Raw genomic sequence first — 22,080 nt, forward strand, 5'->3', positions numbered from 1 at the left:
CTGCCATCCTTTCCTGATCTTCTTTTTTGCAGGAGGATATGATGAGAAAAAGAACAAAAGTTTTGATTGGTGTATTGGTCACCGTTGTTATTTTAACTATTGCCGGTTGGATCGGTTGGCAACAACTACACTACCCAGCAGTTGATGCTGCAGTCACAGCTGCGAAAGAGGCAGAAGATGAGGGGAATGCCCTTTATTTTGTTGGAGATGAAGAAAAGCCATTGGTTATTTTCTATCCCGGCGCCCTTGTCGATGCGGAAAGCTATAGTGTATGGGCAGCAGGTTTAGCGGAAAAAGGCTATCCTGTCGCGATCGTTAAAATGCCCTTTAACATGGCTGTTTTATCAGGCAATCGTGCAGAAGAGGTCTTGAAAGAAATTCCCCATAACTCCTATGTCATTGGTGGTCATTCATTAGGTGGGGTAATGGCGAGCCGTTTTGCAGCGAATCAATTGGCTGCAAACGACAAGGATTTAAAAGGGGTCTTTTTCTTCGCAAGCTATCCCGATGAAAAAGGGTCTTTGGCTGATCAGTCGATTTCTGTGCTATCGTTGACAGGGAGTCAAGATCAGGTGGTCAATCAAGAAAATTGGCAAGCTGCCCGTAGCTTCCTTCCAGAATCTACCACGTTCCAAACGATCGAAGGCGGCAATCATGCTGGCTTTGGTACCTATGGGTTACAAAAAGGAGAAGCCGCCGCTGATTTATCAAATGAAGCGCAGCAAAAAGCCATCGTTGAGCAGATGGCTGCGTGGCTAAGTGAATTAGAGTAAAAAAAGACGGCAGAAGATGCATAGAAATGCTTCTTTCTGCCGTTTCGATTCAACAGACATTTTGGGGAAATGTTGATGAAATCGTGAAAACGCTGAACATAACAACATATTGTACTTGATTGGGGAAGCAAGATTAATAATTATGTTCTTTTAAAATACGTTTCCTCTCACAGTATAGCATAGCATACCTTCTGGATGCACGTAATTTAATTAAGAAATTCTGTCAATTTTTTTACGAAACAGTTATTTTGAAAAAGAAAAAAAGCGTTTTAAATAAACGAACGGACGCTGTTCCAGAAAAAAAAGCAAATAATAATTTTCATTAAATTCAACTAATGGTAAAATGAAAATAATTGATTTTTAAGATCAATGACTTACGAAAGTACAAGGAGCGTTATGATGAAAAAATTTAAACTTCTAAGTCCTATTATCGGATTGGTTATTTTACTCTCAGGATGTGCAAGCTGGGCAGATAGAGGAGAATCGATCACCGCAGTCGGTTCCTCTGCTTTGCAGCCGCTAGTAGAAACAGTTGCAGAAGAATTTCAAAACTCAAACCCAGGACGGTTCATCAATGTCCAAGGAGGCGGAAGCGGAACCGGACTAAGTCAAGTCCAAGCCGGTGCAGTCGATATCGGAAATTCTGATTTGTTTGCGGAAGAAAAGCCAGGAATCGATGCTGATGCCCTTGTTGATCATCGGGTGGCAACGGTGGGAATCACACCAATCGTTAACAAAGGAGTTGGTATCACAGATATTTCCACAGAAGATCTAAAAAATATCTTCTTAGGAAAGATCACCAATTGGAGCGAAGTCGGTGGAAATGATCTGCCGATCGTTTTATTGAACCGGGCGACAGGTAGTGGTACGAGAAGCACGTTTGAAAAATGGATCATGGATGGCGAAACCGCTATTCCTTCTCAAGAGCAAGATTCTAGTGGGATGGTACGCTCGATCGTTTCTGATACACCAGGGGCTATTAGCTACGTTGCATTTTCTTATGTGACTGATGAAGTCAATGTTCTTTCAATTGATGGCGTTGAACCTACGATTGAAAATGTGACGACGAATGATTGGAAAGTTTGGGCGTATGAGCATATGTATACAAAAGGAGAACCAACAGGATTAACTGCTGAGTTTTTAGAATATATGCTTTCTGACGAAGTCCAAGAGCATATCGTTGGGGATCTAGGCTATATTCCAATTTCCATCATGCAGGTGGAAAGAGACTGGGAAGGCAACATTGTTGAATAATCTTTACACAAAATTTACACAAGCTTTAACAGAAATTGATGTTGAACCGATAAACTAATGGTTATGAGTTTAGTTTGATTTTTGAGGAGGAACCCTCGTGGAAAATGTAAAAGAAGTGTTAACAAAAAAATCTAAGCGCGCAAGAATGGAACAAAGAGGAAAACTAATCAGTTTTCTTTGTATCGCGTTGATTGTTTTGGTTGTGATCTCCATTTTTTATTTCGTTGCTAGCCGAGGATTAGCGACATTCTTTGTAGACAAAGTCAATGTGTTTGACTTTTTGTTTGGTACCCAATGGAATCCGAGTGCTGTGGGACCTGATGGACAACCGTTAGTTGGTGCCTTGCCGATGATTCTAGGATCGTTCTTCGTAACGTTCTTATCAGCGATCGTGGCAACACCTTTTGCCATCGGTGCCGCCGTCTTTATGGTAGAAATCTCACCTCGTAATGGAGAGAAGATCTTGCAGCCGGTCATCGAACTTTTAGTCGGTATCCCTTCAGTTGTTTATGGTTTCATCGGTTTGTCTGTCGTTGTACCAGCAGTCCGCTCCGTTTTTGGCGGTACTGGTTTTGGTATCTTGGCGGGGACGTTTGTCCTGTTTATCATGATCTTACCGACAGTGACTACGATGACTGTCGACGCTTTGCGGGCAGTCCCACGGCATTATCGTGAAGCTTCGTTAGCTTTAGGTGCGACTCGCTGGCAAACGATTTACAAAGTTGTTTTACGAGCAGCTGTTCCTGGTATTTTAACAGCGGTTGTTTTTGGAATGGCGCGGGCGTTTGGTGAAGCATTGGCGATTCAAATGGTTATTGGTAATGCGGCATTGATGCCAACTAGCTTAGTGACACCAGCTTCAACATTGACTTCTATCCTAACGATGGGTATCGGAAATACGATCATGGGGACAGTCCAAAATAATGTCTTATGGTCATTAGCCTTGATCTTGTTATTGATGTCCTTACTATTTAACATTGTTATTCGCTTTATTGGGAAGAAAGGAGCCTTGAAATAATGAATGCAAAACGTTCAGATAAAATTGCTACCGGCGTCTTGTATGCCGTTGCTGGAATCATTGTTTTGATTTTGGCTTCCTTATTACTGTACATTTTGGTTCGGGGGGTTCCTCACATTAGCTGGGAATTTCTGACCTCTTCTTCAAAAGCGTATCAAGAAGGCGGCGGGATCGGCATCCAATTGTTCAATTCCCTTTACTTGCTTTTAGTAACAATGATCATTAGCTTCCCGATTTCTTTAGGAGCGGGGATCTACTTATCAGAGTATGCAAAGAAAAACTGGTTGACGGATATCATTCGGACATCGATCGAGATTTTGAGCTCACTGCCTTCAGTGGTTGTCGGTCTCTTTGGTTTCTTAGTCTTTGTTATTCAGTTTGGTTATGGCTTTTCAATTATTTCTGGTGCCTTGGCATTGACCTTCTTCAATTTGCCACTATTGACGAGAAATGTAGAAGAATCACTTCAAGCGATTCATTACACGCAACGTGAAGCAGGCTTGTCTCTTGGGTTGTCACGTTGGGAAACGGTCACACGCATCATTGTTCCAGAAGCAACACCAGGGATTTTGACTGGGGTCATTCTAAGTTCTGGTCGGATTTTTGGTGAAGCGGCAGCGCTGATCTATACTGCAGGACAAAGTGCACCGGCCCTTGATTTTACAAACTGGAATCCATTGAGTGTTTCCAGCCCGATCGGTCTTTTCCGACAAGCGGAGACGCTGGCAGTCCATATTTGGAAAATCAATACAGAGGGCACGATGCCTGATGGCGCACAAGTTTCAGCTGGAGCTTCGGCAGTATTGATCATTGCCGTCTTGCTATTTAACTTTGGCGCCCGTGCAGCTGGCAAACGGTTGTACAAGAAAATGACGTCAGCATAAGGAGAATGACAGTATGAACGATTACAATTGGGATGATCGAAATATCATTACCTTTGATAAACCAGAAGATGTGGCGCTTTATACCACTGACTTGCATGTATGGTATGGATCAAATGAAGCCATCAAAGGCATTGATCTACAATTTGAAAAGAATAAAATCACCGCATTGATCGGTCCCTCTGGTTGCGGAAAATCAACGTATCTGCGTTCCTTGAATCGAATGAATGACGGAATCGCAAATACGAGAGTCACAGGAAACATCATGTACAAAGGGGTCGACGTGAACACGAAAGAAGTCGATGTCTTCGAAATGCGTAAGCGGATCGGCATGGTTTTCCAACGACCAAACCCTTTCAGTAAATCGATCTATGACAACATCGCCTTTGCTTTGCGACGTCATGGAGAAAGAAACAAAAAGAAATTGGATGAAGCAGTCGAAACCAGCTTGAAACAAGCCGCACTTTGGGATCAAGTAAAGGACAGCTTAGACAAAAGTGCTTTGGCATTGTCCGGTGGACAGCAGCAACGTCTGTGTATCGCTCGAGCAATTGCGATGAAACCAGATATTTTGCTTCTAGATGAACCAGCTAGTGCCCTTGATCCCATCTCAACCGGGACAGTGGAAGAAACTCTTATCAACTTGAAAAACGACTATTCAATCATCATCGTGACCCACAACATGCAGCAAGCTGCTCGGATCAGCGATTATACCGCCTTTTTCTACTTAGGAAATGCGATCGAGTACGATGAGACCCGTAAGATATTTACTCGTCCAAAAATTAAAGCAACAGAAGATTACGTATCCGGTCATTTTGGCTGAGCCGATTCGATCAGTAAACGGAGGCAAAACAATGGCAGAAGAAATTATTACATCGAAAGATCTGCATTTATACTACGGAAAAAAAGAAGCATTAAAAGGAATCGACCTTTCCATCAAAAAAGGCGAGATCACTGCGATGATCGGTCCTTCAGGTTGTGGGAAATCGACCTACTTGCGTTCTCTTAATCGAATGAATGATTTGATCCCTGGTGTGACAATTACAGGAAGTGTTGTCTATAAAGGGAAAGACATTTATAGTCCGAAGCAAGACATCGTTGATTTGCGTAAAGAAATCGGGATGGTTTTTCAGCAACCGAATCCATTTCCCTTTTCAATTTACGAAAATGTGATTTATGGGTTAAAATTAAAAGGAGTCACGGACAAGGCGATTCTTGATAAGACGGTAGAGGAAAGCTTGAAAGCAGCGTCTGTCTGGGAAGATGTCAAAGATAAGCTTCACCAAAGTGCGCTATCTTTATCCGGTGGACAACAGCAGCGGGTATGCATCGCTCGGGTATTGGCTGTCGATCCAGAAATCATTTTGCTGGATGAACCAACCAGTGCGTTAGACCCAATTTCATCTGGGAAAATCGAGAATACCCTTTTGGCACTGAAAGAACGCTATACCATGATCATCGTGACTCACAACATGTCACAAGCTTCAAGAATCTCAGATAAAACCGCGTTCTTTTTGGACGGCAACTTGATCGAGTTTAATGACACGAAAAAAGTGTTCCTAAGTCCAAGCAAAAAAGAAACAGAAGATTATATCTCAGGAAGATTTGGTTAGGAGGAAAAGGGATGTTGCGTACACAGTTTGAAGAAGAATTATTAAATCTACACAATCAATTTTATGAGATGGGGATGCTAGTCAGCAGCGCGATCCACAAATCCGTACGAGCATATGTCAGACATGATAAAGCAATTGCTCAAGAAGTGATTGAAAATGATTTGGCGATCAACAATATGGAAGTTCGTTTGGAGAAAAAGAGCTTTGAAATGATTGCTTTGCAACAACCAGTAACCACCGATCTACGAATGATCATTACTGTAATGAAAGCCAGCTCTGACTTGGAACGAATGGGAGACCATGCAGTATCGATCGCGAAGTCAACGATTCGGGTCAAAGGTGAAACACGGATCGCTGAAATCGAAAAAGAAATTTCTGATATGTCGGATTATGTGAAGAAAATGGTCGATAATGTTTTAGTTGCCTATGTAAAAACTGACCAAGAAGATGCCCGTATGATCGCCCAAATGGATGATCGGGTCAATGAGTATTACAAAGACATCTATTACAAAACGATCGAGAGTATGAAAGAAAATCCGGAAACCGTTGTTAGTGGAACCGATTATTTATCTGTTGCACAGTACTTAGAACGTATCGGTGACTACGTAACGAATATTTGTGAATGGATCGTGTATCTTGCTACTGGAAAAATCAGTGAATTGAATACAAACCGTACGGAAATGATTTAAGAAACCAGCTTAGGTTCTTGATCACTTATCTCTTTTAAAAGAGATGGGACAGACCGCCGAAAGAAGTTGACCTTTAAGGAGTAACTTCTCTCGGCGGTCTTTTTGATTTGGAAGAATCACTGAAATAGATGACGTGAACAAGATAGACAAATTATAAAATGGCTTCCCTAAAGATGGACAATGGAAATCGATTCTATCGTAACCGAATTTTTCAAGTTGAACCTTCTGCTCTTTTCATCCCCGACCCGCAGTGAAATGAACAATAGATCATTTACTCTAGCAGGCCTATTCCTCAAGGCTGCTATTAGCTGAAACTTTTGTTTCCAATGGTTTTTCGTGGTACTGTTAAGATAAGGAAGATCGTTTTGTGCCTAAAGTAACGAAGAAAAGTGCCGGTTCTGCTTGCCAATCTGCAGATTGAGAAAAACTTGGTACTTAAGACCTATGACACTTTTGCAAAAACAAGGCATAATAGGTTCGTAAGCTAAACTTGCAATCACACATTTGCTGAAGGAGGCAATTTCCATGAACGAAAGAGAACGTATATTGGATCTAGTAAAAAAAGGTGTGCTTTCTACAGAAGAAGCCTTAGATTTACTAGAAGGTATGGCAAAAGCCAAAGACGAAAAACAAATTAACAAAGCTGCTGCTGAGGTAACCGCGGATAAGAATGCGACAAGCCCATTTGATGATACTGAAAATGACGATGAGATGTTCACGTTTGACGGCGAAGAAAAACTTCGTCAAAACGAAGCGCAAGACAAAGAAAATCTTGAAAAGATTCTTGATGGCTTAGCAACGGAAGCCAACCAAGCATCTGCTGAGTTGGACGAAATCAATGCTGAAATTCTTGGCGTCAAAGAAGAATTAAAAGAAGCGCAAGAAACTCTGATGCAATTGAATACCAAAGAAGAATTGGATCAATTGTCAGAAGAGGAATTGGCAACACGTCATGAAACAGAAGCGACCATTACTAGCTTAGAAGAAACGTTAGATGGCTTAACCGAAGAAAAAGCAGAATTGGAAGCAAAACTAAAAAATATTCGCAAAGACCAATGGTCTCAAACGAAAGAGAAAATCTCTCAAAAATTAGATATTCCAGAAGATTGGAAAGAGCAAGCGACCGATACTATCAATCAAGTAAGTGAAAAAATGGTCGATGCCAGCACCCACTTCGGACACTTCTTGAAGAAAACGGTTCGAGCAGTAACGGATTCTGTTAACGACAACATGGAATGGAAAGATATCAACTTGAAAGTTCCCGGTGTTGCAGCGACGAAATTTGAACACACATTCAGCTATGACGAAACGGCAGCGACATTGATCGATGTGAAGTTAGCCAACGGCAATGTTTCCTTCCAATTATGGGATGAACCAGGTGTCAAAGTAGATGCCAAAATCAAACTATATGGTAAAATGGATGCGGCGGAGCCTTTCGATGCTTTTGAAGCAAGAAGCCAAATCAATGTCGATGATGAACGCATCTCCTTCCAAATTCCAAACAAACGCATTCGTGCCGATCTGGTTTTCTATTTACCAAAACGTACCTATGATCATGTGGCAGTAAAACTATTGAACGGAAATGTTACATTCATTGAATTGGATGCAAAAGATGTTTATACAAAATCAACAAATGGCAATATCGATTTCCGCAAAGTAAACGCATCGATGTTAGAGATTGAAGGCGTGAATGGAACGATCACTGTTCAAGAGGGTGAGATTTTAGATGCCATCATCGAAACAGTGAATGGCGACGTGACGTTGACAGCCACACCACAAAACACCGGTATTTCTTTAGTAAACGGCAATATCCGTGTGACCTACAAAGAAGAAACGGTCCAAAAATTAAACGCCAGCTCTGTAAATGGCAATGTTAAAGTAGCATTACCTGCAGGGATCGGTTTTGAAGGGATCGCCAAAACAAGTTTAGGTAGCATTAACAATCGCTTAAGTGAGATGGAAGTTGTACGGGAGAAAAAAGAACGCCTAAACCAACTATTGCAATTCCGTCGGGTTGCCGATAAAGTCGCACAAATCGATCTATCCACAACAACAGGAAATGTCTTTATCAAAGATACAGATAAATAAGAATAGTTGAGTATACACTCATTAAAGAAAAGAAGGAAGGTGTAGATAAATGAACAAAAAATTAACAAAATCAGCCAATAACGTCGTCATTACAGGGACTCTAGGGGGTCTGGCAGAATACTTGCGAATCGATCCAACTATCGTTCGCGTGATCTATGTCTTTCTATCTTTAGTGACTGCTGGGTTCCCTGGAATCACTTTATATATCATCATGGCGGTCTTGATTCCTTCAGGACGCAAGAGCACCTCAGGATATGGTCATGACAATCGATATTACAAACAAAACAAATACAATGAAGCAAATCGTCCCCGTAAAGAAGCGGAAAAGGTAGAGGATGAGGACTGGAGTGACTTCTAGTGTCTTATTTTCAACGGCTTATCATGAATACACTGACGTTTGTCACATTGGCGGTTCTATTACCAAATATGATCCACGTTCAAAGCATTATGACTGCAGTGATCGCCAGTTTTGTACTGTCGATCCTGAATGCTTTGATTAAACCAATTCTGATCGTCATTTCATTTCCATTGACTTTACTGACGCTTGGGTTTTTCACCTTTGTGATCAATGCGCTCATGCTGAATTTGACTTCGTATTTTGTTGGGTCAGCCAACTTCGGCTTTTCCTCGTTTGGGGCTGCTTTATTAGTGGCACTGATCATGTCAGTGATCAATATGATCGTGACCGAACACCATATCGAAAAATATTCACGTTAAAAAGACGTTTCACGTTTTCTCCTACTAGCTAAGAAGCTAGTGGAGAAACGGAAACGTCTTTTTTTAGTTTAACTGTTCTTCTTTGATGGCTGACAGATACGTATCTACTGCCTGTAACGTTTCATCAAGCGCTCCTTTTTCAAAAGGTGAACGTAGATGAGCCAGAGCCAGGATCTCAAGAAATGTTTTCGTGCCGCCGACTTCGCAAATGGCCAAATAATCTTGCCAAGCGGTTTCGTCTTTTGCCACGATGAATCGATACCAAAATTGGAACGCACACACTTGTGCCAATGTGTAATCGATATAGTAGAAAGGTGATTCAAAAATATGCCCCTGTCTGAACCAATACAAGCCACGATCAAGGTCTGGATACTCTGAATAATCCCGTTCTGGACAGTATTGGCGCTCTAATTCCCGCCAACGGGCTTTGCGCTGTGATGGTGTCCATTCAGGATGCTCATAAACGTCTTGTTGGAAGTGATCTACTAAAACGCCATAAGGCAGAAATTGCAGGCTGCTAGCAAGATGCGCAAATTTGTATTTTTCTGTTTCTTCTCCAAAAAAGGCGTCCATCCATGGCCAAGCGATAAACTCCATCGACATTGAATGGATCTCGCAAGATTCATAATTTGGAAACAAAATTTCTGGTTCTTTGATCCAACGAGAGCGAAAGGCTTGAAAGGCGTGGCCAGCTTCGTGGGTCAAAACATCGACATCGCCCGAAGTACCGTTAAAGTTGGCAAAGATAAATGGCGATTGATATTCTTGGATAAAGGTACAGTAGCCGCCAGATTGTTTGCCTTTTTTGCTGAGGAGATCAAGCAAGTCATGTTCGACCATAAAGTCAAAAAATTCGCCAGTTTCAGGGGATAGTTCCTGATACATCACACGGGCTTTTTCCACTAGTTCTTCAGGTGTTCCTTTAGGCTCTGCGTTGCCACTAGGATAAACAAGTGGCAAGTCGGTAAAAGTTGCTTGTGCCAATTGATTACGCTGTGCCTGTCTTTGGTACAGTTTTTGGGTGATTGGGACGACTTTTTCTAAAATTTCACGACGATAGGTCTCAATCATTGAACGATCATAGTCCCAACGATTCATTTGGGTATCCGCAAAGGCGACGTAATTTTCAAAGCCGAGCTTGTGGGCGATCTCGGTACGAACCTTGACCATCTCGTCATAAATTTGATCAAAACGGTCTTCATTTTCCGTGAAGAAAGCCGTTTGCTTTTCAAACGCTTCTTTACGAACGCTGCGATCTTTATTTTCGGTAAATGGTCGCAGTTGTGCGAGGGTATAGGTTTCTCCTTGGAAGTCGATTTGGGCAGAAGCGACCAATTTGCTGTAATCGGAAGCCAATTGGTTTTCTTTTTGAAACAATTCGATCAAGGCATCATCAAAAAGCTTCACGCGGCTTTCGGCAAACAAGAAAAGTGTTTCTGGATATTCGGCTTTTAATTCATCTAAGACCGGTGAAGCCAAGAGTGCTTGATAGAATTGAAAATCCAGAGCTTCAAAATGAGGCTGGTATTCATTCCAGAAAGTGTCTTCTGTTTCATAAAAGGCATCGTTGGTATCGATCGAATAACGGATCGAAGCCAAGTTCATTGCGGTATCGATCGTTCCTCTTAGTTCGTTCAAAGCATCAAGAGCTTGCTTCGCCTCCGAGAAGGTATCGGCTGACTGAAGGTTTGCTAATGCTTTTTTGAATGTTTCTTGATAGACTGGAAAATCAGGGCGTTGATACGTGTATGCTGAAAATTTCATTAAAAATCCCTCCTTAGTAAAATAATAACACAAACGAAAAAGAATGAGGACTTCTATTGGCGAAGGTAGTAACTTTACTGATAGAATGATAAAATAGAACCAGAGTGTCGTTTACAAGAAGCAGCGGCAAGAATCATTGAGAAAAGAGGGAAAACCTATGGCAGAAACCGTCAAAGTCAGCGAGCTGGCGGAGGCTTTAAATTTAGAGATAGTTGAAGGAACTGAAAACAGTTTAGAAAGAGAAATCATTACCGGCGATATTTCCCGACCTGGTTTGGAATTGACGGGTTATTTTAATTACTATTCCCATGATCGTCTGCAATTATTCGGCAGCAAAGAGATCACCTTTGCGGAACGAATGATGCCAGAAGAACGCTTGATGGTGATGCGCAAAATGTGTGCCGATGATACACCGGGATTTATTGTTTCTCGCGGCTTGGAAGTACCAGCAGAAATGATTCAAGCCTGCAAAGAACATGAGATTACGATTCTACGTTCGCCCATCTCAACGTCACGTCTGCAAGGAGAGCTTTCTAGTTTTCTCGATGGGCGTTTAGCAACAAGAACCAGTGTCCATGGGGTATTAGTGGATGTCTATGGCTTGGGCGTTTTGATCCAAGGCGATAGCGGAATTGGTAAAAGCGAAACAGCATTAGAGTTGATCAAACGTGGGCATCGGTTGATCGCTGACGACCGTGTGGATGTGTATAAGCAAGATGAATTGACTTTGGTGGGGGAACCGCCGAAAATCTTGCAACACTTGATCGAGATCCGGGGAATCGGGATCATCGATGTCATGAATCTTTTTGGTGCCAGTGCCGTACGAGGGTATATGCAGGTTCAAGTAGCGGTGTATTTAGAAGCTTGGGCGAAAGACAAAAAGTATGATCGACTAGGAACCGATGATACGACGGTTGAAATTGGTGGCGTTGATGTACCACAAATCAAAATCCCCGTAAAAACTGGTCGAAATGTTGCGATCATTATCGAAGTTGCTGCCATGAATTTCCGGGCGAAAACGATGGGTTATGATGCTACGAAGACCTTTGAAAATCGATTGACGCAATTGATCGAAGAAAATTCTGGAAACTAGAGAGGATAAGATAGATGTTAGGTTTAGTAAATCGAGTCGCATTTGAACTATTTGGTTTGCCGATTTATTGGTATGCGATCATTATCGTATCAGGCGTGATCATTGCTATGTGGTTAAGCACGAGAGAGGCGGTTCGTGTCGGGCTCAAGCCAGATGATGTGACTGATTTTATGTTGATTGGATTGCCAGTATCGATCATTGGTGCACGGCTTTATTATATTCTATTTGACTTGCAATACTATATTGATGACCCAAGTCAAATTTTCAATATTCGGTCTGGTGGGATCGCTATCTATGGTGCATTGATCGCCGGGGGGATTTGGCTGTACTTTTTCTGCCAACGAAATTTTATTTCTCCCTGGACCTTTTTAGATATCGCCGCACCAAGTGTCCTATTGGCACAAGGCATCGGGCGTTGGGGCAACTTTATGAACCATGAAGCATTTGGAGCAGAAGTCAGCCGCTCCTTCTTAGAAAGTTTGTATATACCGAAATTTATTATCGATAATATGTATATCGACGAAGCGTATCGGCAGCCGACGTTTCTTTATGAATCGGTTTGGAATGTGATCGGATTTATCGTTTTGATTTTCTTGCGCAAGAAAACTGGGTTATTAAAAGAAGGCGAAGTTTTCTTGAGCTACTTAATTTGGTATGGGTTCGGACGCTTCTTTATTGAAGGAATGCGCACCGATAGTTTATACTTATTTGGGGATATCCGTGTGTCACAAGCACTTTCCGCTTTATTATTTTTTGGAGCGATTGGGCTATTGATCTGGCGTCGGAAAAACCAAACTTTAAAAGACTACAATCGCAGCTTTGGCAAAAACCAAACGATTATCTAAACAGTTATTTTATCGAAATTATGGTAAAATGATAAAGTGCATGAATTTGCGAAAAGGATAGAGGAGGTTTCCATAGTGAAACAGAAAATCGCCGTTTTAGGTCCCGGATCATGGGGGACTGCTTTGGCACAAGTCTTGTCTGAAAACGGACATGAAGTGACTATTTGGGGCAACAATCCCGCCCAAATCGATGAAATCAATACGTATCATACCAATCGGCATTATTTGCCTGATTTGAAATTACCTGAAAATATTTTAGGCTGCAAAAATCTAGAAGAGGCGATCCAAGGGGCGGATGCTGTCTTGTTTGTAGTACCAACCAAAGCGATTCGTGCCGTGGCACAAGAATTCACTAAGAAGACAACCGGTAAACCAGTCATCATCCATGCCTCAAAAGGATTAGAACAAGGCAGTCATAAACGAATCTCAGAAGTACTTGCCGAAGAGATCCCAGCCGATAAACGGCAAGAAATCGTTGTCCTGTCAGGACCATCACATGCCGAAGAAGTCGCTGTCCATGATATTACCACGATCACGGCAGCTTCAGAAAATGAATCGGCTGCTAAATATGTACAAGAGCTATTTATGAATGATTACTTTAGAATCTACACCAATAACGATGTGATCGGTGTCGAAACTGGTGCCGCGCTGAAAAACATCATCGCTATTGGTGCCGGAGCGATTGCTGGACTGGGCTTTGGGGATGATGCGAAGGCTGCGATCATGACCCGTGGGTTAGCAGAAATCAGTCGTCTCGGTGTGGCAATGGGTGCAAATCCATTAACCTTTATCGGATTGAGTGGTGTTGGCGATTTGATCGTCACGTGTACCAGTGTCCATTCGCGGAATTGGCGTGCCGGAAACCTATTAGGAAAAGGCCATAGCTTAGACGAAGTGTTAGACAATATGGGCATGATCGTTGAAGGAGTTTCAACCACCAAAGCTGCCCGCGAATTAGCAGAAGCTTTGTCAGTGGAAATGCCAATCACAGAAACGATTTATTCGGTCTTGTATGAAGGCAAAGACATCAAGCAAGCAGCTAAAGATATTATGCTGCGAGACGGCAAAGAAGAAAACGAATTTACGGTAGATCAATCATTATGATTAAAGGAGCGAGTCACATGAATGTCAAAAAAGCAGTTATCCCAGCAGCCGGTCTAGGTACCCGATTTTTACCAGCTACAAAAGCAATGGCAAAGGAAATGTTGCCGATCGTTGACAAACCAACGATCCAATTTATCGTGGAAGAAGCTTTACAATCAGGGATCGAAGATATTTTGATCGTAACAGGAAAAGCAAAGCGTCCGATCGAAGACCATTTCGATGCCAATTTAGAATTAGAGATGAATCTAAAAGAAAAAGGCAAGACAGAGCTTTTGAAATTAGTGGAAGAAACAACTGACGTAAATCTGCATTTCATTCGCCAATCTCATCCGAAAGGATTAGGCCATGCCGTATTACAGGCGCGGGCATTTGTCGGAAATGAACCGTTTGTAGTCATGCTAGGTGATGACTTGATGGAAGATCAAGTGCCATTGACGAAACAGCTGATCGATAATTATGAAAAAACGCATGCATCAACGATCGCTGTCATGGATGTTCCTCATGAAGATACATCAAAATACGGAATCATTGATCCTGGTATGGAAGTTGAAAAAGGTTTGTTCAATGTCAAAAACTTTGTTGAAAAACCAGCGCCAGAAAATGCGCCAAGTGATTTAGCAATTATTGGCCGCTACTTGCTGACCCCTGAAATTTTTGATATTTTAGCCAATCAGGAACCTGGTGCTGGCGGCGAGATCCAATTGACGGATGCCATCGACACATTAAACAAAACCCAACGCGTGTTTGCTCATCAATTTACCGGCAAGCGTTACGATGTAGGAGACAAATTTGGTTTCTTAAAAACAAGTATTGAGTATGGTTTAGTACACCCTGAAGTCAAAGACAACTTGAAAGAGTATTTGATCGAGTTAGGAAAAGAACTAGCTCCGGCTCAAAAAGAAGTCAAAGAAGCACCGAAAGAGTCAAAAAAATAACAAAAACTCCTAAACAAGGCAATTTCTGATGAAATTGCTTTGTTTTTTTATTATTTCCTGTTGAAAGCGGATAATTTTCTTAAAAATGCAGTCTTTTATTTGTAGAAAGTGCAGTGAAATGCTATTCTTAATATAAGTAAATGGGGAAAGGAGCCATTCTATGTCAGGAGGAGAACTAGCTGCATTGATTGCTGCGATCGCATTTGTCGTATTGGTCATTTTCGTCGTTCGTTTGTTGATGCAAGTCAGCAAGACAATGACCAAAGTAGACAAAACGGTCGAAGAAGCAAACACAACCATCCGTGTCATTACCAAAGATGTTGATATTCTTTCAAAAGAGGTTGAAGGTCTATTGGTAAAAACGAATGAGCTTTTACAAGATGTGAACGGAAAAGTCGCAACCATCGATCCTTTGTTCACAGCAGTTGCAGATCTAAGTACCAGTGTTTCAGAACTAAATGTTTCTGGAAAAAATTTAATTACGCGCGTGGGTAGTCTTGGCCGGACCACTGCCAAAGCAACGGTAGCTGGAAAAGTCGGTCAAACAGCCATGAAATTTTTCAAAGACAAAAATAACCAAAAATAAAAGGAGGACTTTCAATGAGTAAAAAAGGCGGATTTTTATTAGGAGCAATCATCGGAGGAACAGCGGCAGCAGCAGCAGCACTTTTGTTGGCGCCAGAATCTGGTAAAACATTAAGAAATAAATTAGCAAAACAAGCAGACGATTTATTAGATAAAGCATCTGATTATGGTGATTTAGCCAAAGAAAGAAGTACGGATCTTGTCGATATCGCTAAAGATAAAGCAGCAAAATTAAGCGAGCAAGCATCTGACTTTACCGGTTCTTTAACAGCGAAAGTCGATGACTTAAAAGAAACAGCAGCTGGTTCATCAGAAGAAACCGTTGAAGAGTTAAAGAAACAAGCAGGTGACCTATCAGAACGCTTCAAAAAATCAGCAAGCGATGTGAAAGAAACAGCGAAAGATGCCAAAGAAGATGCAGATGATACAGTCCAAGATATCATCATTGATGCAAAATCTTCTGCAGCGGATATGAAACAAACCGTCAAAGAAGGGGCACAAGAAGCAAAACCTGTAGTTGAAGAAGCCAAAAAAGACGGTCAAGCAGCCGCAGCTGATTTGAAAAAAGAAGCTGGAAAAGCAGCGGATGATGCCAAAAAAACAGCGAAAGCAGAAACAAAAGAAGCTAAAGCTGACTTGGAAGATGCAAAAGAAGAATTAAAAGATACATTAGAAAAAAACAATCCTGAAGCATAAGCAAGGATACAAAATTTGATTACTTTAAAAGATAAAAACGTTCGCCAGTTAAATCGGCGAACGTTTTTTTGTGATTTCAGTAGTTATTCGTTTGATGCTTGGGCGATTTCCCAATCGCAAAGTTGGTAGATCCAATCCTGCAGTTGACTGAATGAAAAACCAGTTTCCTCAGCGAGCGCCACATTGATCGAATAAGCAGGTGTACCATTGTAAGGGCCTTGATCGGCTGTTTCTGAAAAGAGCGGGGAAAGACCGGTTTTTTTCGATACGTATTGCAGCACTTCTTCTAAAGAGATCGTACCTTTTGACGCACCATTGATGGGTCCTGTGAAAGAGCTGGTACCTAAAAACGCTAAAAATTTACCAGCTTCTTGGGCATCCACAAAGCCCATTTGATGCGTTAGATTATCGACAGCCATTGGCTTTTGCTTTATAAGATGGTCAATGTAAAAGGTAAAACGTTTTGTGTAATCATCTGCACCAATCACATAAGGAAAGCGGACAAAAACGGAGGGGATCTGACTGTATTTTTGGGTCAGGATTTCTTCCACGGTTCGCTTGCCTTCAGCATAATTGACTTCCTCAGAGCAAACAATTTTGACCGCTTCTTTGGCAGGATCAAAATCCGCTTCTTTCAAATCGAAGTGCAGTTCATGATAGGCAGACATCGAACTAGTGACAATGTAGCGTTTGGGTGTTACATGACGCAACAGAATCTCAATATCATTTGAAGTATAAGCAATATTGTCGTAAATAACATCATAGGTTTCTTGTGTCAACGTCGTTTTGATACTTTGTTCATCCGTGCGATCAAAGACAAGTCGGTTGACTTGATCCCCAAAAGAATCAGTCGTCTTCCCTCTGGTAGCGATCGTGACATCATAGCTTTGATCCACTAAAGATTGAACCAAATATTTACCGAAAAAACGCGTGCCGCCTAAAACCAACACTTTTTTACTCATAAGAACACTCCTTTTCATGTAATTCCAACATATTGCGCCGTTTCATTAAAAGAATCAAGATAAAATCAACAATTCTTTTTCTGTTTTGGTAAATGGTACACAGCCATCTGCAGTGACATAGATGCAATCTTCAATACGAACACCGACTTGATCTGGCAAATAAATCCCTGGTTCGATAGAGAAGCACATGCCTTCTTCAATCACTAAATCATTGCCAGTGATCAAAGAGGGGAACTCATGAACCGTGGTCCCGATGCCATGACCTAAACGATGGTTGAAGTAGTCGCCATAGCCATAACCCGTAATCACATCACGAGCGATCTTGTCTAATTCTCCAGCGGTGATCCCAGGTTTAACTGCTGCTTGAGCGGCCAATTCCGCCTCTAAGACGATGTCATAAATTTTTCTTTGTAATGCAGTCGGTTCTTTATAGGCAACCGTTCTGGTTGCATCGCTGCAATACCCTTTCCAGATGACTCCTAAATCAAATAAGACGAGTTCATTGGCAGTCACTTTGCGATCCCCAGGTACGCCATGAGGACTTGCTGCATTGGCACCAGCTAATACGGTCGTATCGAAGGACATATGGGAAACCCCACGTTTTTTCAACTCGTACTCAATTTCTGCCACGATTGCCATTTCGCTAACGCCTTCTTTGATGGCAGCAAACCCAACCTCAAAAGCAACATCTGCCCAGTTGCCAGCTTCTAGTAAGGTGTCAATCTCAGACGCGGTTTTTGTTAATTGCATTTTTTGAATCACCGGGGTCACATCTAAAGAAAAATCGGTTTTTGGCAAGAACCGTTTCAATGCTTCATAGCGCTCGACGGAAAGGTCATTTTTTTCTAATGCCAAGGAAGAAACCTCGTAACGAGAGGTCAATTCTTGGCAGATTTTCGCCCAAGGGTCTTCACTATCGAGATAACCGATAATGTCAAAGGGCCAGCCGCTATTTTTTGCTTCTTCTACTTCCAGAGCTGGTGTGAAAAGAAAGGGATCTTTTCCAGGTGCGACGAACAAAGCAAGGACCCGTTCATGAGGTTCACTTTTAAAACCGGAAAAATAAGCGATCGTTGCTGGATTAGAAATATAGGTAACATCGGCGCCATTGGTTTTCAACCAGGCATTTAACTCATTGATTTTTTTATCATTCATTTGATAAAACCTTCTTTCAAGTATTCTTTTTCTATTTTATCATGCTTTCGAAGAGAATAGGGGAGGGGAAAGTAGGAAATTGCTAAGTTTTCATGAAAACAAAATTAAAACGGTTGCAAATCCAGAAAAAATTTGCTATCCTAACAAAGAAATGTAAATAAGATTTTCTGAAAATAGAATAAGGGAGATATATCATGGAAAAACAAACAATTACGATTTATGATGTTGCACGGGAAGCGAATGTATCGATGGCAACTGTTTCACGGGTAGTCAACGGAAATCCAAATGTAAAACCAGCAACTCGTAAGAAAGTGCTGGAAGTGATCGACCGCTTGGATTATCGTCCAAACGCAGTTGCTCGAGGGTTGGCAAGTAAAAAGACCACAACTGTTGGTGTTATCATTCCTGATGTCAGCAATATGTTCTTCTCATCACTTGCTCGTGGGATCGATGATGTAGCGACCATGTATAAATACAATATCATCTTAGCCAACTCTGATGGCGATACGATGAAAGAAGTCAACGTATTGAACAACTTGTTAGCAAAACAAGTGGACGGCGTTATCTTCATGGGTCATCGCATCACGGATGAAATTCGCGGGGAATTCTCTCGCTCAAAAACACCAGTCGTTTTAGCTGGTTCGATCGATCCTGATGAACAAGTAGGAAGTGTCAATATCGATTACACAGCAGCTGCCAAAGATGCTGTTTCATTATTGGCGAAAAACAATCAAAAAATCGCTTTTGTCAGCGGTGCTTTGATCGATCCAATCAATGGCCAAAACCGCTTGAAAGGCTATAAAGAAGCCTTGAAAGAAAACAACCTTGACTATTCTGAAGGGTTGATCTTTGAATCACCATACAGCTTTAAAGAAGGCTTAGCATTAGTTGATCGCATCATCAACAGTGGTGCAACAGCAGCTTATGTTACAGACGATGAGTTAGCGATCGGCGTCTTAGATGGTTTGTTAGACAAAGGCGTTAAAGTTCCTGAGGATTTCGAGATCATCACCAGCAACAACTCATTATTGGCTGAAGCAGCTCGTCCACGCTTATCAAGTGTGACGCAACCATTGTATGATATGGGTGCCGTTGCGATGCGTCTATTAACTAAAATGATGAACAAAGAAGATGTAGAACAAAAAACGATCGTCTTGCCTTACGGTATTTCAGAAAAAAGCTCTACGAAATAAGCAGCGATTTAATAAAAAGACTAGTGGAGCAACGCTTTGTTGTTCCACTTTTTGCTTCAACGATCGTTCGTGTGGGTAGAAAATCTATGGATTTTCTACCCACACTTTTTTTGTATAAAAAAACTGATCAGCACAAGGCTGATCAGTCATCATCATCATTTGTATTAGGTTGGTTATTTTCTTGCTCGTCCTCGTCGTCATCATTTGCAGTAGGTGTAACATTGTTGGATGCGTTATTCGATGATGTATTCGACGAACGATTTGTTGAACGGCTAGAAGATGCTTTTTTCCAATAGTCAGCATAGTTTGCATCTGAACCACCGAGTCCAAATTTGAAATCGACCGTATCTGGTCCGCCAGTTGCCCAATAAGAAGTAACGGTACTACTTGGATTCGTATAGGTTCGATTATCGACTCGCACGGTTCCTCCTGGTTGGGTACCAGTAAACTTGGAAACTTGAGCTTTTTTGACATCACTAGAAAGTTCAAACTTCTGATTTACACCAAAGACTTCTTGGTTTGTTTGATAGATACGATTGATCAAGTAAGCCATGTAATTGGCTGTCCGAGTTCCTGCTGCACTATCGGTAGCTTTATTGTCATCCCGCCCTGACCAGCTGCTGATTGTGATCGATGGGGTGGAAACGACTAGCCAAGAGTCAGACCAATTATTGGTAGACCCAGTTTTACCGACCCAATCGGCATTCCCGAGGTTCCAATCTAATCCGCTGATAACCGATTTAAAGGAACTGGTTTTTTGCTCATCGATAACACTACGCATCATGTCGGTCATAATGGAAGCTGTCGCTTCAGAAAAGACTTGGACCGGTTTGGCTTCATGCTGATAAAGCACTTCGCCTTCATTATCCTTGATTGATTCGATGATGTAGCCTTGCTGATAGACACCGTTATTGGCAAATGTTTGGAAGCCATTTGTTTGATTCAACACTGTGACATCGGTAACCCCTAATGGCGCTGATTCATATGCCCAGCTGTTATCTTCAGGATAGCCCATTTTGCTCAAATAATTTGAATAGGCATAAAAATGATCGCCTTCTTTTTCCCACAGATCTTGGAAAATATTTGTCGCTGCGATATTACTGGAAACTTCCAATGATTCGCGAATCGACATAAAAGTATTGGTTCCACGGTTTGTGGCATTGACGATCGGCTCACCGGCGTTTTCTCCTGTCCGCCATTTTGCGGCATAATCAGAAACCATTGATTCAGAGCCCATCAAGCCACTTTCGATCGCCGGTCCGTAAACCAGCATTGGTTTGATACTTGAACCTGCTTGGCGTTTAGCATCAAAGGCATGGTTGAATTGATTGTCAGCATAGTTACGACCACCAATAAAGCCTAATACTTTCCCGGTGGCATTGTCCATCATGACGTTGCCGACTTCGATGGTGGAGTCGCCCCAGTTGTCTAACATATAGCCGTATTTATCGACGGCATCTTGCATTGCATTATAAATATCTTTATCGATCGTTGATGTGACGGTATAGCCACCATTAACCAGTTTTTGCTGCGCCAATTCGAAGTATTTTTGGTAGGTTTCGTCTTTGGCATATTCTTCGTCACTGACATCATCTTCATCTGCCAGCTGTTTGGCAATAATGTCTTTTGCTTCATTTAACACAGTGTAATAAAGGAAGCTTTGATCCGTTTGTTCAATGGCTTCTTGTTTTTTGAAGTCTTGCTTCAAGTCATAATTAAGCGCCTCTTCGTATTCTTCTTTCGTAATATCGTGGTTACGATACATACTGAAGAGCACGAAGTCTTTCCGCTCTAAGCCAGCGGTCAAGTTTTCCTTGATCTCGCCCGTATTTGTATAAGGGCTGTAGACGATCGGGCTTTGTGGCAGACCCGCAATAAAGGCTGCTTGCGGTAAAGACAGGTCAGCTGCGTTAACGCCAAAAATTCCTTGCGCCGCTTCTTGCACACCTGCGATATTTTGCCCTTTATTGTTCCGGCCAAAAGGGGAGATGTTTAGATACATGGTGACGATCTCATCTTTATCGAAAAATTTCTCCACTTCCATGGCTAATAAAATCTCATTGGCTTTGCGTTTGAAGGTCGTTTCACTGGAAAGGATTTGTTGTTTCACCAGCTGCTGGGTCAAAGTGGAACCCCCGCTGCCGCCAAAGCCTGTCGCTTCGGATAATAACGCCCGCACGACTGCTTTTGGTACGACGCCATTATGAATATTAAAATATTCGTCCTCTGTTGCGATGATCGCTTTTTTCAAGTAGTCTGAAATTTGATCGGAATTAACCGACGTTCGCATCAGATCTGAGCGAATCGTTGCGATTTTACTGCCATCAGCGTATGCGAGTTGAGAAGTCTCTGTGATGTCGGTCAGTTCTTTCTGCAACTCATCTTTAGAAGGAGCTGCGGTATCTTCCACAAGAAAAGCAAAGTAGCCGGCACCGATCCCTAAAGCTAAAGAACCGCCTAGCACCAGTAAAGAAATAGCCACTAAGAACAAGGCATGTAAAACCCTAAGACTGATATTGAAATAGAACCAGCCTCTATTTTTGTTTTCTGTATTCTTTTGATTTTTCGTTTTCTGGGACAAAAAGAGTCACCTCAATAAATTAGAATAGATTCCGTGTAATTATAGCAAAAAACAAGGCGCTTGGGTAGCACCCTATCTGTTATCGAAAGAAGTGTGCGAGAAAATGCCAGTTGGTATTTGTATTGAACCAGCGA

21 protein-coding genes are annotated in these 22,080 nt (G+C 41.8%); 17 read left to right on the top strand and 4 right to left on the bottom strand.

Annotation, left to right across the window (positions count from 1 at the left end; genetic code table 11):
• Positions 1-41 precede the first annotated feature (41 nt).
• The 10 genes from IGI88_RS14335 (at position 42) to IGI88_RS14380 (ending at position 9,033) form a co-directional block, all read left to right on the top strand.
• Positions 42-773 carry an alpha/beta hydrolase gene (locus IGI88_RS14335; RefSeq protein ID WP_194188715.1) on the top strand — a complete coding sequence of 244 codons (732 nt, stop codon included), beginning with the start codon at positions 42-44 and terminating at the stop codon, positions 771-773.
• 399 nt (positions 774-1,172) lie between these two features.
• On the top strand, positions 1,173-2,027 hold the full coding sequence (locus IGI88_RS14340; protein ID WP_008378479.1) for a phosphate ABC transporter substrate-binding protein PstS: 855 nt from the start codon (positions 1,173-1,175) through the stop codon (positions 2,025-2,027).
• Between the two features lie 97 nt (positions 2,028-2,124).
• A complete protein-coding gene (pstC, locus tag IGI88_RS14345) occupies positions 2,125-3,045 on the top strand; it encodes a phosphate ABC transporter permease subunit PstC (RefSeq protein WP_005235375.1) in 921 nt (306 codons plus the stop codon).
• Positions 3,045-3,929, top strand: a complete 885-nt coding sequence (gene pstA, locus IGI88_RS14350) for a phosphate ABC transporter permease PstA (protein ID WP_008378478.1) — start codon at positions 3,045-3,047, stop codon at positions 3,927-3,929. Before pstC ends, pstA begins: the two co-directional genes overlap by 1 nt.
• 13 nt (positions 3,930-3,942) lie before the next feature.
• The gene (pstB, locus tag IGI88_RS14355; protein ID WP_005225783.1) at positions 3,943-4,749 is read left to right on the top strand and encodes a phosphate ABC transporter ATP-binding protein PstB; all 807 of its coding nucleotides are present in this window, start codon (positions 3,943-3,945) and stop codon (positions 4,747-4,749) included.
• Positions 4,750-4,780: 31 nt separating this feature from the next.
• Positions 4,781-5,539, top strand: coding sequence for a phosphate ABC transporter ATP-binding protein PstB (pstB, locus tag IGI88_RS14360; protein ID WP_005235379.1), 759 nt, complete (start codon positions 4,781-4,783; stop codon positions 5,537-5,539).
• Positions 5,540-5,550: 11 nt separating this feature from the next.
• Positions 5,551-6,228: a phosphate signaling complex protein PhoU gene (gene phoU / locus IGI88_RS14365; protein WP_008378477.1), complete on the top strand. Its 678-nt coding sequence runs from the start codon at positions 5,551-5,553 to the stop codon at positions 6,226-6,228.
• A gap of 525 nt (positions 6,229-6,753) precedes the next feature.
• Complete coding sequence (gene liaX, locus IGI88_RS14370) at positions 6,754-8,316, top strand: daptomycin-sensing surface protein LiaX (RefSeq protein WP_008378476.1); 1,563 nt, start codon at positions 6,754-6,756, stop codon at positions 8,314-8,316.
• Positions 8,317-8,365: 49 nt separating this feature from the next.
• The gene (locus tag IGI88_RS14375; protein ID WP_005235384.1) at positions 8,366-8,674 is read left to right on the top strand and encodes a PspC domain-containing protein; all 309 of its coding nucleotides are present in this window, start codon (positions 8,366-8,368) and stop codon (positions 8,672-8,674) included.
• Positions 8,674-9,033, top strand: coding sequence for a phage holin family protein (locus IGI88_RS14380; RefSeq protein ID WP_005225788.1), 360 nt, complete (start codon positions 8,674-8,676; stop codon positions 9,031-9,033). Before IGI88_RS14375 ends, IGI88_RS14380 begins: the two co-directional genes overlap by 1 nt.
• A 63-nt stretch (positions 9,034-9,096) precedes the next feature.
• Here IGI88_RS14380 and IGI88_RS14385 read toward each other — a convergent pair whose 3' ends face one another.
• Positions 9,097-10,797 (bottom strand): M3 family oligoendopeptidase, encoded by a 1,701-nt coding sequence (locus IGI88_RS14385; RefSeq protein ID WP_008378475.1) that lies wholly within the window; start codon positions 10,795-10,797, stop codon positions 9,097-9,099.
• 157 nt (positions 10,798-10,954) lie between these two features.
• Between IGI88_RS14385 and hprK the strand changes: the two genes are divergently transcribed.
• From hprK to IGI88_RS14415, 6 genes are all read left to right on the top strand, one after another.
• On the top strand, positions 10,955-11,890 hold the full coding sequence (hprK, locus tag IGI88_RS14390) for an HPr(Ser) kinase/phosphatase (protein WP_005235388.1): 936 nt from the start codon (positions 10,955-10,957) through the stop codon (positions 11,888-11,890).
• Positions 11,891-11,904: 14 nt separating this feature from the next.
• The gene (gene lgt, locus IGI88_RS14395) at positions 11,905-12,735 is read left to right on the top strand and encodes a prolipoprotein diacylglyceryl transferase (RefSeq protein ID WP_005235390.1); all 831 of its coding nucleotides are present in this window, start codon (positions 11,905-11,907) and stop codon (positions 12,733-12,735) included.
• Between the two features lie 75 nt (positions 12,736-12,810).
• Entirely contained in the window at positions 12,811-13,839 is a 1,029-nt protein-coding gene (locus tag IGI88_RS14400) for an NAD(P)H-dependent glycerol-3-phosphate dehydrogenase (protein ID WP_008378474.1), read from the top strand.
• 17 nt (positions 13,840-13,856) lie between these two features.
• Positions 13,857-14,774 (top strand): UTP--glucose-1-phosphate uridylyltransferase GalU, encoded by a 918-nt coding sequence (gene galU, locus IGI88_RS14405; RefSeq protein ID WP_008378473.1) that lies wholly within the window; start codon positions 13,857-13,859, stop codon positions 14,772-14,774.
• 160 nt (positions 14,775-14,934) lie between these two features.
• Positions 14,935-15,360 (top strand): DUF948 domain-containing protein, encoded by a 426-nt coding sequence (locus tag IGI88_RS14410; RefSeq protein ID WP_005235398.1) that lies wholly within the window; start codon positions 14,935-14,937, stop codon positions 15,358-15,360.
• Positions 15,361-15,374: 14 nt separating this feature from the next.
• Complete coding sequence (locus tag IGI88_RS14415; protein WP_005235400.1) at positions 15,375-16,055, top strand: YtxH domain-containing protein; 681 nt, start codon at positions 15,375-15,377, stop codon at positions 16,053-16,055.
• Between the two features lie 83 nt (positions 16,056-16,138).
• On the opposite strand, the gene IGI88_RS14420 is transcribed toward IGI88_RS14415, so the two are convergent.
• Positions 16,139-17,017 carry an NAD-dependent epimerase/dehydratase family protein gene (locus IGI88_RS14420; RefSeq protein ID WP_086316227.1) on the bottom strand — a complete coding sequence of 293 codons (879 nt, stop codon included), beginning with the start codon at positions 17,015-17,017 and terminating at the stop codon, positions 16,139-16,141.
• A gap of 54 nt (positions 17,018-17,071) precedes the next feature.
• Positions 17,072-18,172 carry a M24 family metallopeptidase gene (locus tag IGI88_RS14425; RefSeq protein ID WP_086316226.1) on the bottom strand — a complete coding sequence of 367 codons (1,101 nt, stop codon included), beginning with the start codon at positions 18,170-18,172 and terminating at the stop codon, positions 17,072-17,074.
• 194 nt (positions 18,173-18,366) lie between these two features.
• Here IGI88_RS14425 and ccpA point away from each other — a divergent pair, with 194 nt between their 5' ends.
• A complete protein-coding gene (ccpA, locus tag IGI88_RS14430) occupies positions 18,367-19,365 on the top strand; it encodes a catabolite control protein A (protein ID WP_008378470.1) in 999 nt (332 codons plus the stop codon).
• A gap of 142 nt (positions 19,366-19,507) precedes the next feature.
• Here the strand turns inward: ccpA and IGI88_RS14435 are convergent, their stop codons facing one another.
• On the bottom strand, positions 19,508-21,946 hold the full coding sequence (locus tag IGI88_RS14435; RefSeq protein ID WP_016612234.1) for a transglycosylase domain-containing protein: 2,439 nt from the start codon (positions 21,944-21,946) through the stop codon (positions 19,508-19,510).
• Between the last annotated feature and the right edge of the window lie 134 nt (positions 21,947-22,080).

Origin of the sequence: Enterococcus sp. AZ179 (assembly GCF_050498885.1) — a bacterium.
GTDB lineage: Bacteria > Bacillota > Bacilli > Lactobacillales > Enterococcaceae > Enterococcus_D > Enterococcus_D entomosocium.